This is a genomic window from Nostoc sp. (genome assembly GCF_036917465.1).
In the GTDB taxonomy this organism is placed as follows: Bacteria; Cyanobacteriota; Cyanobacteriia; order Cyanobacteriales; family Nostocaceae; genus Nostoc.
This window is the reverse complement of the sequence record NZ_JBALDL010000086.1, coordinates 205,328-218,184: the sequence shown is the minus strand read 5'-3', so window position 1 is coordinate 218,184 and position 12,857 is coordinate 205,328. Positions and strand designations below refer to the sequence as shown.

Here is a 12,857-nt window from a genome sequence, read left to right as displayed (position 1 = left end):
TTTAATAACAAGCTGCTATGGATCTACAACCTAAAACTCTTGAACAAGGGGCTTAATCTCGTTGTTTCAACAAGGTTGATTTGATAAAGTAATAATTGGTATTAAGATTTACCAGATGCTACAACTTCTTTGAAGCTATTGCTAGAGTCAGTTAGAGCTTTCACGATTTTATTTGATGAGTCATTAGAGCCTATCGTTAATATTTCTCTTAAAAATAATTTATTGTTCTCAATCGATAGATAAATATCTGTTTCTTCAATGACTTTATTCAAGAATATTGTCAATTTTTCACCGTATTGTTCTCTTTTTTGGTCAAAAGCTGGAATTTTTTCTCTTAATATCTTGTGAATTTGAGATATAGGAATACCAACTTGCTTAAGCTGATTTAATTGCTCAATATTTTGCTTTAATCCCTGCAAAATTTTCTTAGTTTCTACGAAAACATCATCATTTAATAAACTATCGCTAGTTACTTCATGAATTGGAATCTCCTCTATTTTTGCTTGGGGAGCAGGTATAGGTATAAAGCAATCGCAAACAGACTTAAGAACCCGATTAATTTGTCCTTCGTAAGCACATCCAATTACAGTCTTTCCATATTCATGGAGCTTTTTAGCTAAAGCGGCAAATGCACCATCACCTGATATAATAACAAAAACTTGCAACGTCGGACGACTCTGGGCTAATTCCATGACATCAATCGCTAGTTGCATATCTGCTGCATTCCGTTTATAACTGTAATCAAAAATTTGAATTGCTTCAATACCAAGTTCTTGAATCTCATTCTTTAACAGTCTTAATCGAGAATCACTCCAGTCAGCATAAGCACATTGGATAGCAATTTTATTAACTAAACAAGTGTTTTCCAGATTTGTTTGAATTTGTTTAAGAGAGAAATTTAAATTAGGGTTACTTCTACCCATTGTTAAGTTTTCAACATCATAAAAAATAGCTGTATTGAACTCCCCAATATTAGATGAAATATGAGCCTTGGTAGTAAGCTGCTCCACACGAGCATGACGCTGTTTTAATTCTGTCAAATCAGCTATTAAAGACGTTATTTCTTGTGTCGGCTCGTAACTACTTACTTCCTGCTTTAACTGCGTAATGATTGTTTTTAATTCATCAACTTGTAGTTTTGCTTGTTCTGATTCCTGCTGTAACTGCTCAGTTAATGTATTAATCTGACTCTGGGTTTGAACAGTATGCTCTCGAAGTTCACCAATGGTTCTGGAAAAAATTTGCTGGCGTTGCTGATAAGCTGTTACCAAAGCTTGCTGAACGATATCGCATTCTTTGGGAAAAGCTTCACGGGTACACACTTGTAAAACTGATTCATAACCTGCAATCGCAATTTCCAAATTACTCGCAAGGTTCCCTTGTTCAAACTCTTGAATAATTGTACTCAGTTTTATAAGGACTCTAGCTAAATTAATAGCAATCGCAGGTTCTTTAGCAAAGCGATCGCTGACCCATTTTCGCAACATTAAAGCTAAATTATCGTTGAGTTTGCTTAAGTTATGTTGCAGAATTGGATATACTTCCTGATTTTGATAAGTTGCTCTTAATAAATCAATTAGGAAGCTTTGCTCCTGGTTAGCAGCTTCGTTTGGCATAGCTAAATCCCTGACAATACATCTTTTAGATTAGTATTCCCAAGTTTTCATGCTATCTAACAATTAAAGTGGTGTAATCCAATAAGTAATTCCCCGGATAACTTGTTTATTGAAACCAAATAGAGGTAAATTATCTTCAGTTAAACCCACATAAGTCCAATGTGGAACATCATTTTCTACAGTTTGAAACCAACCATTTTGATTCAGAGCTTTTCTTTGTTCTTTACTGCCTACACGTAAATCAATTGCTAATCCCCAGAGATGTTGTGAAGTTCCTGGAGGTGCAACTAAACCGAGAATTTTTGTTTCTTTGCCCTGTTGGACTTTTGCCAAAGTTTGATTGTTAGCATATTTTTGCCAAAATCTTAAATTCGTGTTAAAAGTGCGAGTACAATCACCAGAACCATAACCAGATTTTAGTGGTATATGTTGTTGAACTTGCGCTTTATTTAGAGCGTCAGCTGCCGATTTTTGTAAATAACAATCATTAGTGCTATCAACGTGACCCATTATTAAAGTAGCTTGAAATTGTTCGGCTTCTTGTTCATTGGCAAAGATATCTTTTGGCGGCAGTTTAATTCCGATATCTTGATTTACAAAAACTGCACCATAAGTTCGCAACAAAGTATATTCATAAGTACCAGCCTGGGGAATCGTGGCTAATTTCTGGCTAACCGCAGATAAAAAACGCTGTTTTTCATTTAATTTTAGGTTGGGAATAAATGGTTTTGATGTCATCTCTTTAGAGGTATCAATACAAGGTAGTGAACCAGTAGTAGAGCATACACTTAATGGTTGGGCAGTTCTAGCAAATTTTTGGTGGGTAATCTCATTACTAGCTACTAAGACAAAAATCATCCCGATAACTATAATTATGAAACTTGCTTTTCTAATAAATCTAGTAATATCTCTTGGCTTCTTGATGGTGAGTTTCATTCTTAAATAATTGTTTAGTTGATTCAAAGATACAAGGTAATGAACTTCTGGGAATTTATGTTATTGATAAGTTAAAATCATAAATGTTTTATTGTCACTGAACTCTAGTTTTATCCAAATTATCGAATACATACCAATCAGAGATTAGATTGTATTAATGACTAACCATGTGAACAATAGCTGTGATAAATAACCCGGAACGTTGTCACAAATATTAAAAAATATTATATTTTTTGTTTAATACTCAAGTTGAAAAATAAAAAATTGTATCTAATTGAGTACTAGTAAATTTGATAACTTTTTTATTAGAAAGTTACATCCATGAAACCACTGGAACAGTTAAAATTGAAAAGAACTCTAAGCTTGCCGATCCTGTAAGTATGACCATGCACAATTCCGTTGAATTCCAAGACGCTTTTGATGTCATAGTCGTCGGTGCAGGTCACTCCGGTTGCGAAGCGGCTCTCGCCTCTGCACGCCTCGGTTGTCGAACCCTGTTATTGACGCTCAACTTGGATAAAATCGCTTGGCAACCCTGTAATCCAGCAGTGGGTGGCCCTGCCAAATCTCAATTGACTCATGAGGTAGACGCACTCGGCGGAGAAATCGGTAAAGTAGCAGACCGCACCTATTTGCAAAAACGTATCCTCAACTCTTCACGGGGGCCTGCTGTTTGGGCATTACGCGCCCAGACGGACAAGCGCGAATATGCAGCAGTGATGAAGAATATTGTCGAGAATCAAGAAAACTTGACAATCCGCGAAAGTATGGTAGTAGATTTGGTGCTAGGTGCTAATGATGAAGTCATCGGCGTTGAAACTTATTTTGGTGTAGGGTTCCAATGTAAAGCTGTCATCTTGACAACTGGCACTTTCTTAGGAGGGAAAATTTGGGTTGGCAACAAATCAATGCCAGCCGGACGCGCTGGAGAATTTGCGGCTGAGGGATTGACACAAACCCTAAATCGGCTGGGATTTGAAACCGGAAGACTCAAAACTGGAACTCCAGCACGAGTAGATAAGCGATCGCTAGATTATAGTAAAATGCTAATCCAGCCAGGGGATGAAGATGTGCGCTGGTTTAGTTTTGACCCAGAGGCGTGGGTAGAACGGGAACAAATGCCTTGTTACATCACCCGCACCACCGCCGAAACCCATCGCCTAATTAAAGATAATTTGCACCTGTCACCAGTTTATGGCGGTTGGGTGGAAGCGAAAGGGCCGCGTTATTGTCCCAGTATTGAGGATAAAATTGTGCGCTTTGCCGATAAGGAAAGCCACCAAATTTTTATTGAGCCAGAAGGACGGGATATACCCGAACTTTATATCCAAGGTTTTTCTACAGGGTTGCCAGAAAATTTGCAACTGTTTATGTTGCGGACTCTTCCCGGTTTGGAAAAATGTGTGATGCTGCGTCCCGCTTATGCTGTGGAATATGATTATTTACCTGCAACTCAGTGTTACCCTACACTGATGACCAAGAAGGTTGCCGGATTATTTTGTGCTGGGCAAATTAACGGCACTACAGGTTATGAAGAAGCGGCAGCCCAAGGAATTGTGGCAGGAATTAACGCAGCTCGATTTGTTCGTTCTCAAGAAATGATTGTGTTTGCCCGCGAGCAAAGTTACATTGGCACGCTAGTTGATGACCTGTGTACAAAAGATTTACGCGAACCTTACCGGATGCTCACCAGTCGGTCTGAGTATCGCTTATTATTGCGTTCTGACAACGCCGACCAACGTTTGACAACCTTGGGACGAGAAATTGGTTTAATTGACGATCGCAGATGGGATCTATTTACCCAAAAACAGGGAAATATTACCATAGAAAAACAAAGATTGCAAGCTACACGAGTCAAAGAACATGATGAAATAGGAATAGCGATCGCATCTGATACCCAGCAATTAATTAAAGGTTCAATTACACTCAATGACTTACTGCGCCGTCCCGGATTCCATTACGTTCACCTCGACAGGTTCGGACTAGGAAACCCCAACCTCAACCGCGCGGAGAAAGAAGGCGCAGAAATTGACATCAAATATTCTGGCTATCTCGCTAGGCAACAAAATCAGATTGACCAAATTGCCCGCCAAGCATACCGCCAGTTACCTGTGGATTTGGATTATACAACAATTGATACCCTTTCCAAAGAGGCACGGGAAAAGCTGAATTACGTAAAACCACTCACTCTTGGTCAAGCTGCACGTATAGGTGGTGTAAACCCAGCCGATATCAACGCTTTATTATTATATTTGGAATTGCGTAGAAGCAATAACCAGCAAGGATTTCCAGCTTTGGCTTAACACAAACTTGATAAAGACTGAGTATAGTAGTAAGCAGGGAGATTGGTATGATAGATGACATAAATATTAGTACTGCTATCATCCCCAATCCCCAGATTCAAGTTGATTTTAATACCAACGCTCAACCAACTCGTCTCAAGAAGACGGCGGATTGGATATCTCATCTGTAATCCTAATTAAGAGGCAGTAGGCGCGGCGTTTCCTCGTCCTAGCAATAACCCAGAACGTCTATGTTACAAGAAGCCAGCACCCGTCTCATAGTACCAGAACCATCAGAAGACTTAATCGCCAACGAGCCTTGGTCGATAGAAAACTATGCTGATGGTCTAATGGATGAACTCTTTGCCGATATCGACTACATTCTGGATGTTAGTGATAATCTGCCTTCTCAAACCATTAGGCAGGGTAGGCAGAACAAATCGAGCCAGTCTTTTGCTGGAGTTTCCTCCCAAGCTCCAGAAAAGGTGTTGCATACAGTTACGATACCGCAGATTATATTACCAAACGGACAGTCAGTTACTCAAGATAACCACAAGCACTTGAGTACCGTTGTCTTTAATAATGGCATCATTAAACCAGTTAGTAGAAAGCGTCATAAAAGTAGTCGGGCTTTGGGCAGATTGCTGATTGTGGGAACAACTTTAGGTGTGGCGATCGCTGGTATTATCTACCTGGTGCAGTCTGGAGTCGTATACCTTTTAAATCCTAACTTGACCCAGCAAGCTTTTCTAGCACCGCAAACGCACTCACAGTTGCCTGTAAAAACAGAAATTGAGGCAGATTTGGTTGACTATATGCTGGGATCGCTAGCAGTTATAGACAAACAAGAATTAAAAAGCAATCAAAAATCTTTCAGTTCAAGATTCTCCAGTCAGACAAATACTAATCAAATAGCCCTTGGTAACGGGCAAACAACTAGTAATTTACCACCACTTCCACCTCTCGCTAACAATACACCATCAACCCCTAACCGTTCTGGAAGCGTTGTTGAGCGGATCTATGTTCCCGTTTATCAAGCGCCGTCGCCAATGCATAATGCACTGCCGTCAATTCCTGGTAGTCCTATGCTAATGCCGCAAGTTGCCAGTGCGTTGCAGGGATATCAACCTAATATTGTGAAAAACGCCCTGAATAAAGTGCAACAAGCTGCCAAGCCTGTAAACGTCAGCATGTTGGCTGCGGCTGTCCAAGCAGAACTCAAACCTGTAGCTGGACGAACTGTACCTATTACGGTGCGCCAAACACCTAACCCTCTGCCTGCATTACCAGTGGTTCCATTACGGGCTGCACTTGCGCCAGAGTCAGAACCAACTATTACCCAGGAACAAGTATATCCAGCAACTGCGATCGCAGTTGCTCCGAGTAATACCTTAGAAGGATTGCTAGAGTTAGGTAACAAATCTGCCGCTTTGTTTAAAATTGACGGTGTGACTCGCCGCATCAATATGGGTGAAAGCATTGGTGAAAGCGGTTGGACACTCGTAGAGGTTAGTAATGGCGAAGCAGTCATCCGTCGTAACGGTGAAGTGCGCTCGATTTACGCAGGGCAGAAGTTGTGAAATCCAATGCATCGAACTCACCAAAAATGAGATCCTTACTGGTGGGTTAATTTCAAAATGAATATGATTGTCGTCACCACTTAGAGAAACACAAAGTCCCTCTTTAATTAGCTACAACTTTTCAGACATATTTAGGATCGGATGAATAGCCTTTAGTCTTGAGAAAGCCAAGAAAATTTTCTGGTGTATTGGTATACTCTTCTAAACCTTTATAGGGAGTCCGAGTTAAAAACTTACAATAACCATTAACAATTCAAAATTCAAAATTCAAAATTCAAAATGAATACAGGGTGAGCGTTCTATTGATTTGGAATGGGTGGTTTATTTACGCCGTGCTGTACTATAAAAAATTGTAGAATGCTATTTTTTAATTTGCTTCTCAATTTCTGGTGGTATTTCTAGCACGATTAAACTTAATTATTGATTGAATTTCTGCGCTCTCAAGCTCAAGACAAATAAAGCATAAATTCACAACTGAATCGTCAGCACTCTATTTTTGGAAAACTTTAGACATAACAAGTCTTAGAATATTTCCTTGTTTTGTGGTTTGTCAATGATAAAAAGTGAGTATTTACGTATTTACTGGAAATAAATTTTAAAATTAGGGAATTTTAACCAAAAAAATGAAAAAACTAAGCTTATAGTCAATAGTTTGAGAAAATTTCTGAATTTCCCTACCTAAAGAAGGTTAACAGAAATAAATTTAAATGTTAGAACTAAAATTTATGTTGATTATAGTTGCATGACGGTCGCTATCTCCAAACCTACATCTTCTACCTATCTTGCTTAAGCAAGATAACTTTAGGAACGTGGATTAAATAAAATGCAAAACTTCATCCTATCTCTACTCTAGCTTCCCTCTCCTTTATAAGGAGAGGAATTGAGTGTGAGGTAAGCGAGGGACATAAAATGTATATTATTTAATTCTTATTCCTTAGCTAAAAAGTTAGTTTGCTAATTGATGTAATCCTAAAACCTTACCAATATGAAACGACTTCACTATTTTAAAAATAATTCCAAAAACTCTTTAATAGAAAAGTATCACCTTTACAAGGGCGAAAAGTTGAACTGGCTTCAAGTAACTCTTCGGCTTGAAAGGTCAATTATTTCTGTCATTCTTCCTTGGGTACTTTTTTGTACCGCGTATGGTATTCTAATATCATTTTTCTATTATTTAGGATTGCCAATAGCATTTTCAAATTCAAGTATTATTACTAATGCTGTTTTAAGTTTTAATATTGGCTTTACATTACTATTAGTTTTTCGGACGAATACAGCCCATGATAGATTTTGGGAAGGTCGGCAACTGTGGGGAGCTTTAGTTAATACATCTCGTAACTTAACTCGTGGAATTTGGATAATAATTAAAGAGAAAACACCGCAAGATAGAGTAGAAAAAGAGGCAATACTTAGGTTAGTAACTGCTTTTGCTTTTGCAATGAAGTTACATCTAAGATCGGCACCTTTAGACACTCATTTAGCATCCTTAATGTCTAAAAAACAATACTTACAACTTCAAGATACTAATCATCCTTCACTACAAATTGCTTACTGGATAGGAGATTACTTGCAGTATCAGCATGACCAGAAATATCTAAACGTCTATCAACTAACTACTCTGCATAATTGCGTAGATGATTTAGTAGATATTTTAGGTGGTTGTGAACGCATTTTAAAAACGCCACTGCCTTTGATATATACTATTAAACTTAGACAACTGTTATTAATTTTTTGTCTAATATTACCTTTGGAAATTGTGAGCTTTTTGAATTGGTGGACTGGTTTAATAATGGCTTTTGTAAGTTTTACCTTATTAAGTATTGAGCAAATTGGCTCAGAAATCGAAGAACCTTTTGGGTTTGATCCCAATGACTTACCTTTAAATGCGATTTGCAATACAATCTCAAACAATGTTGAAGAACTAATCAGGCTTGCTTCTAATAATGTTCGTTCTTGCTAAATCTATAAACAAGTTTTACTAGATAAATCCCTGATGAGAGGGTAAAAACTTCCTTCTTTTTTAAGAATAGATAAGTAAGTAGGTCAAATTAAATATAAAACCTCACCCTGCCTCCGGCTTCCCTCTCCAAAGTATCGGAGAGGGATTGAGGGTGAGGTTTTATCTTATATTTAATTACGCCTACCTACTTAGTAGTTGGGTCAAAAATGCGTAGGCAAAGCTCCCTGGAGATACCATTTAATAAATGCTGCGCCAAGCTTTCACTGTCTCTTTGCCAATTTCGCTATCAACAGTTTGGCCTCCTTCCAAAATTAGTCTGATGTTTAAGTTCTTATCTGGAGCATTTTTTAAAGCAGTGGCTAATTCTTGACTAACAGGAAATGCGCCGGTTGAACCGTCTAATTTAAAAACTTTTTCCCCAACCTTGAGCAAAAGTTTATCGACTTTCTTGGTAGTGACAAACCTAATAAAGTCAGGTCTGGGATATACTCGACCTGCGGTATAGAAAGAAGACATTGCTTGACCCGAATTTAATGTTACGAGGACTCGAATGCTTGAAGGAGTCCACAAACTAAGAACTTGCGTTGAACCCTCACGGTACAAATAACCACCTAAAGAGTTGCGGTCAAAAACCCCAAGAAACTCCCCTTCAAAAGGGTCAACAATTCTCACGGCTTTCGACCAAGGTACGTCCATGTCGGGGGACAATCCTGCTGATTTGACTACTGGTAAATCGCTTGATGCTTGTGCTTTGGTAAGACTAGCTACCTTTTGAACATTGAAAGCAGCACAAGCTTTAGGGGAAAGCACAGCCAAAATAGCCCCTAAACAAAGAACTGGAATTGTCTGCAATAAGTTCATCATAAGTCAGGGGTACAATCTTCAAAGATAATAATCGGACAGTTTTTATTGGTTATTTCCCACAAGACTTTTGTTTGCTGTGAAGCTTTTAAAATTGAGCAAATTGCAGTGTCTTTGGGTAATGTCTTTTGACTCGCCGCATTTTCTACGAGACGTTTTGCGTAGCTTAATTCAATAATACACTAGTACTAACTAATCATAGATACTTAAGTAATATTATTTAATATTGCTAAAAGGTTTGAGGTTTTTGTGTAAGAGGTTGAATAAACAAGTATTTCACTGCGATTTTAGGCACTTTTAGATCCCCCCTAACCCCCCTTAAAAAGGGGGGAACCGGAGTTAAAGTCCCCCTTTTTAAGGGGGATTTAGGGGGATCTAAAACCTTTGATACCGACAAGAGGACTTTTCAAACATCCTCTAAGGGACTTGCAGTTAGCAAATAATATTCTATTTCTGACATATAGATAAAAGCAGACATTCCCAAACGAGCCTGGGTTGAGCGTAAGCAAGTAAGTATTTGCGAGATTGTTCTAGCTGGTTAATAATACTGGGTTGATGCCAAAGCTGCCAGTAAAATTGCTGAAGATAATCAACTAACCATAATTGGGCTTCTGTATCTAAATCTTTATCAATTTTTTTGGCTAACTCTAAGGCTTTGCGGTAGGAAGCAGGAGCTTTTTTCAAATCTTCGAGTAACTCAGGGGGAATAGCTTGTAATTGCTCGTAAGATGCGATCGCACTTCCTGCACTGCCAGCTGCTATATTCAATACTGCGTGATTTTGTAAAATTTCTTGATGATTTGTTTGTGTGAGAACAACACCCAAAGACTCTGCATTTAAACGATAAAAAGGAATGCGTTGACAACGTGACACCAAGGTTGGCAAAACCGACTCAGGTGTAGGTGCAATTAAAATTAACGTCGCCTGTCCCGGTTCTTCTAAAGTTTTAAGTAAAGCATTGGCTGCGGCTTCTGCCATTGTTTGAGCTTCTTCTAGCACTACCACATTTCTCGGCGCTTCTAAGGGTGGCCGACTCAGAAACTCGGTAATTTCTCGAATTTGCTCTAGCCGAATTACAGGTGGTGCTTTACGCTTAAGTCCTTTTTCAGTCGCTTCTACTGCTGTTAATCGTTGTCCTTGGTATTGGTACGTCGGTTGCACCCACAACAAAGCTGGATGGTTCCCCTGACGCAAACGGTTTTGTAAAGCCGCAGTGACTCCCATCTCATTAGAAAATAGCAATTCCACAAAGCACTTGGCTGCTAAACTTCTTCCTACACCATCTGGCCCCACAAATAGATAGGCTGGAGCAACTCGCTTTTGTCTGACAGCCTGAGTGAGTAATTCTATTGCTTGCTGTTGTCCTAGAAGTGGTGCAAATGGGTTAATAGTTCAGTACCTTCGCCAAAACAAGAATATGAAAACAGAGGGCTGATGTAGTAGAGTTGTCTTCTAAAACAACAATTTAGAACCGACAAAATGCCAATATTTGACATACTAGCACTCTTGCAATGACTTCTACAGGATAAGGTTCCCAGCTTTTATTAAATACAGAGGGATGCGATGCCATTGTAAGGCGATGCAATGCCATTGTAAGACGATGCAATGCCATTGTCAGGCGATGCAATGCCATTGTAGGGCGATGCGATGCCATTGTAAAGCGATGCGATGCCATTGTAAGGCGATGCAATGCTATTGTCAGGCGACGTAATGCCATTGTCAGGCGACGTAATGCCATTGTTTAACAAGGCGTACTGTTTTCGCAGAGGGGCGCAAAGTATGCAGAGTTTTTTTGAAGGGAATTTGTTACAACAAAATTATGCAATATTGTAATTAGGAAGTCTGAGATGTCACACAAACAATTTATTTATTGCTGGCAACAATCCTTACCTCCCATCTTGGTACGTGCTGCTTTGCGTGCAGTGGTAATAATTTGTTTAACAGTAGGGACGTTGGGCATCTTGGGAAGCACTGCTCATACAAGTAATGCTCAAGCTGTTTTTCCTGCTTCTGTTGCAGCTAATACTAAACTGATAAATACTACTAAACGTATCCAAGGTAAACAAACACTATCAAAAGCAACAACACTAAATGCCACTGTATATCATAGCCCCGCTTGTAACTGTTGTGGCGGGTGGATTGACCACTTAAAAACACAAGGTTTTCAAATTACAGACTTTTCCACACCTGATATTGAAAGGGTTAAACAAAAGTACAATGTGCCGGATAATTTGTCATCTTGCCATACGGCAATTGTTAATGGATATGTCATCGAAGGACATGTCCCAGCAAATGACATCAAACGCTTGCTGCAAGAAAAGCTAAATATTGCTGGTTTATCTGTCCCTCAAATGCCTGTAGGCACTCCTGGGATGGAGATAGGAAATCAAAAAGACCCGTTTACTGTGTTTGCTTTTGATGACAACAACTCAGTTGCGGTATTTAATAAATACCCATCCTCTTGATATAATCTCACCGATTCAGAGGATATTTTAAAAGTGGATTTTAATCTATGTTTAGGATTTAAAATAGTCAAAAGCTTTTAAAATATCCTCATATTAGCTGAATCAGTGGTAGAAAATATTATTGGTGAGAATCAGTTTTGATTAACTGCGACAAATGACTGAACCATCTCCCAAACCAGACGCGAGATTCTATGGTTGAAACATTTTGAGAAAGAAGCTCAATTGCATGGTTACAATCTTGCAAACTTGCATCAATTCCCATTGTGTGATAGATGCCACGAGCATTGCAAAAGGCATCCATTGCTTCTGATTCTCGATTGATTTTTTCTAACACCAAACCTAAATTAAACCAGGTGTTTGCTTCGGCATTTTGGTCATCAAGATTCCTTCTAATATCTAATGAATACTGATGAAACTCAACTGCTCTTTGGTACTCTCCCAATGTTTTATAAGCACTGCCCAAAGCACTTAGCGCCATGCCTTGCCCATTGCGATCGCAGTTCAATTTTGTCAGTTCTAACCATTGATGGTAAAACTCAATTGCCAGTTGATACTGCCCCAATGATTCATAAGTATTACCCAAACTTCCTAGACAAATGCCTTCTCCAGTGTGATCGCCTGTGTTTTTGCTAATAGTCAACCACTGGTGATAAAACTCAATGGCTTGCTCGTACTTGCCCAGGTATTCATAAGTATTGCCCAAACTTCCTAGACAAATGCCTTCCCCTGTGCGATCGCCTATTTTCCTGGTGATACTCAACCACTGGTGATAAAATTCAATCGCTCGCTGGTATTTACCCAGTGATTGATAAGCGTTGCCCAATCCAGACAAAGACTTGGCTTGGGCGAAGTGATCGCCTATTTCTTTCGCTATATCCAACCACTGCTGATAAAACTCAATTGCCAAGTGGTACTCCCCAATGGACTGATAAGCATTGCCCAAACTTGCTAAACAAATGACTTCACTATTGCGATCGCCTATTTCTCTGGCTTGGTGCAAGCACTGCTTTTCAAACTCAATGGACTCGATGTTATTTAGGCTCCCTGTTCTAATTACTTCTGTCATTCTCTATAGAAAACGAAATTTTTACTTGATAAGTTGTTGATTATACGATTTTCTGTGCCTTCAGCATACAATGACAGAACTTATAGGTACA

The 12,857-nt window shown here is 39.0% G+C and carries 11 protein-coding genes; 5 read left to right on the top strand and 6 right to left on the bottom strand.

Annotation, left to right across the window (positions count from 1 at the left end; genetic code table 11):
- Positions 1–101: 101 nt before the first annotated feature.
- Both V7K38_RS22040 and V7K38_RS22035 read right to left on the bottom strand, forming a co-directional pair.
- Complete coding sequence (locus V7K38_RS22040) at positions 102–1,616, bottom strand: NYN domain-containing protein (protein WP_334860621.1); 1,515 nt, start codon at positions 1,614–1,616, stop codon at positions 102–104.
- A gap of 63 nt (positions 1,617–1,679) precedes the next feature.
- Positions 1,680–2,552 (bottom strand): D-alanyl-D-alanine carboxypeptidase family protein, encoded by an 873-nt coding sequence (locus V7K38_RS22035; protein ID WP_334860619.1) that lies wholly within the window; start codon positions 2,550–2,552, stop codon positions 1,680–1,682.
- Positions 2,553–2,932: 380 nt separating this feature from the next.
- On the opposite strand from V7K38_RS22035, the gene mnmG reads away from it, so the two are divergent.
- From mnmG to V7K38_RS22015, 4 genes are all read left to right on the top strand, one after another.
- Positions 2,933–4,855 carry a tRNA uridine-5-carboxymethylaminomethyl(34) synthesis enzyme MnmG gene (mnmG, locus tag V7K38_RS22030; protein ID WP_334860680.1) on the top strand — a complete coding sequence of 641 codons (1,923 nt, stop codon included), beginning with the start codon at positions 2,933–2,935 and terminating at the stop codon, positions 4,853–4,855.
- 47 nt (positions 4,856–4,902) lie between these two features.
- The gene (locus V7K38_RS22025) at positions 4,903–5,025 is read left to right on the top strand and encodes a hypothetical protein (protein ID WP_334860617.1); all 123 of its coding nucleotides are present in this window, start codon (positions 4,903–4,905) and stop codon (positions 5,023–5,025) included.
- 60 nt (positions 5,026–5,085) lie between these two features.
- Complete coding sequence (locus V7K38_RS22020; RefSeq protein WP_334860615.1) at positions 5,086–6,414, top strand: hypothetical protein; 1,329 nt, start codon at positions 5,086–5,088, stop codon at positions 6,412–6,414.
- 985 nt (positions 6,415–7,399) lie between these two features.
- Positions 7,400–8,374, top strand: coding sequence for a bestrophin family protein (locus V7K38_RS22015; protein ID WP_334860613.1), 975 nt, complete (start codon positions 7,400–7,402; stop codon positions 8,372–8,374).
- 237 nt (positions 8,375–8,611) lie between these two features.
- On the opposite strand, the gene V7K38_RS22010 is transcribed toward V7K38_RS22015, so the two are convergent.
- From V7K38_RS22010 to V7K38_RS22000, 3 genes are all read right to left on the bottom strand, one after another.
- Positions 8,612–9,238, bottom strand: a complete 627-nt coding sequence (locus tag V7K38_RS22010) for a hypothetical protein (protein ID WP_334860611.1) — start codon at positions 9,236–9,238, stop codon at positions 8,612–8,614.
- Positions 9,239–9,682: 444 nt separating this feature from the next.
- Entirely contained in the window at positions 9,683–10,624 is a 942-nt protein-coding gene (locus V7K38_RS22005) for a DNA polymerase III subunit delta' (protein ID WP_334860678.1), read from the bottom strand.
- Positions 10,625–10,700: 76 nt separating this feature from the next.
- Positions 10,701–10,973 carry a hypothetical protein gene (locus tag V7K38_RS22000; protein ID WP_334860609.1) on the bottom strand — a complete coding sequence of 91 codons (273 nt, stop codon included), beginning with the start codon at positions 10,971–10,973 and terminating at the stop codon, positions 10,701–10,703.
- 109 nt (positions 10,974–11,082) lie between these two features.
- Here V7K38_RS22000 and V7K38_RS21995 point away from each other — a divergent pair, with 109 nt between their 5' ends.
- Entirely contained in the window at positions 11,083–11,700 is a 618-nt protein-coding gene (locus V7K38_RS21995; RefSeq protein ID WP_334860607.1) for a DUF411 domain-containing protein, read from the top strand.
- A 118-nt stretch (positions 11,701–11,818) separates the two neighbouring features.
- Here V7K38_RS21995 and V7K38_RS21990 read toward each other — a convergent pair whose 3' ends face one another.
- Positions 11,819–12,766, bottom strand: a complete 948-nt coding sequence (locus tag V7K38_RS21990; RefSeq protein ID WP_334860605.1) for a tetratricopeptide repeat protein — start codon at positions 12,764–12,766, stop codon at positions 11,819–11,821.
- Between the last annotated feature and the right edge of the window lie 91 nt (positions 12,767–12,857).

Excerpts from the sequence above, each read along its gene's own strand:
- V7K38_RS22040 (WP_334860621.1), bottom strand. The coding sequence starts at position 1,616 with ATGCCAAACGAAGCTGCTAACCAGGAGCAAAGCTTCCTAATTGATTTA.
- V7K38_RS22035 (WP_334860619.1), bottom strand. The coding sequence starts at position 2,552 with ATGAAACTCACCATCAAGAAGCCAAGAGATATTACTAGATTTATTAGA.
- mnmG (WP_334860680.1), top strand. The coding sequence starts at position 2,933 with ATGACCATGCACAATTCCGTTGAATTCCAAGACGCTTTTGATGTCATA.
- V7K38_RS22025 (WP_334860617.1), top strand. The coding sequence starts at position 4,903 with ATGATAGATGACATAAATATTAGTACTGCTATCATCCCCAATCCCCAG.
- V7K38_RS22020 (WP_334860615.1), top strand. The coding sequence starts at position 5,086 with ATGTTACAAGAAGCCAGCACCCGTCTCATAGTACCAGAACCATCAGAA.
- V7K38_RS22015 (WP_334860613.1), top strand. The coding sequence starts at position 7,400 with ATGAAACGACTTCACTATTTTAAAAATAATTCCAAAAACTCTTTAATA.
- V7K38_RS22010 (WP_334860611.1), bottom strand. The coding sequence starts at position 9,238 with ATGATGAACTTATTGCAGACAATTCCAGTTCTTTGTTTAGGGGCTATT.
- V7K38_RS22000 (WP_334860609.1), bottom strand. The coding sequence starts at position 10,973 with ATGGCATTACGTCGCCTGACAATGGCATTACGTCGCCTGACAATAGCA.
- V7K38_RS21995 (WP_334860607.1), top strand. The coding sequence starts at position 11,083 with ATGTCACACAAACAATTTATTTATTGCTGGCAACAATCCTTACCTCCC.
- V7K38_RS21990 (WP_334860605.1), bottom strand. The coding sequence starts at position 12,766 with ATGACAGAAGTAATTAGAACAGGGAGCCTAAATAACATCGAGTCCATT.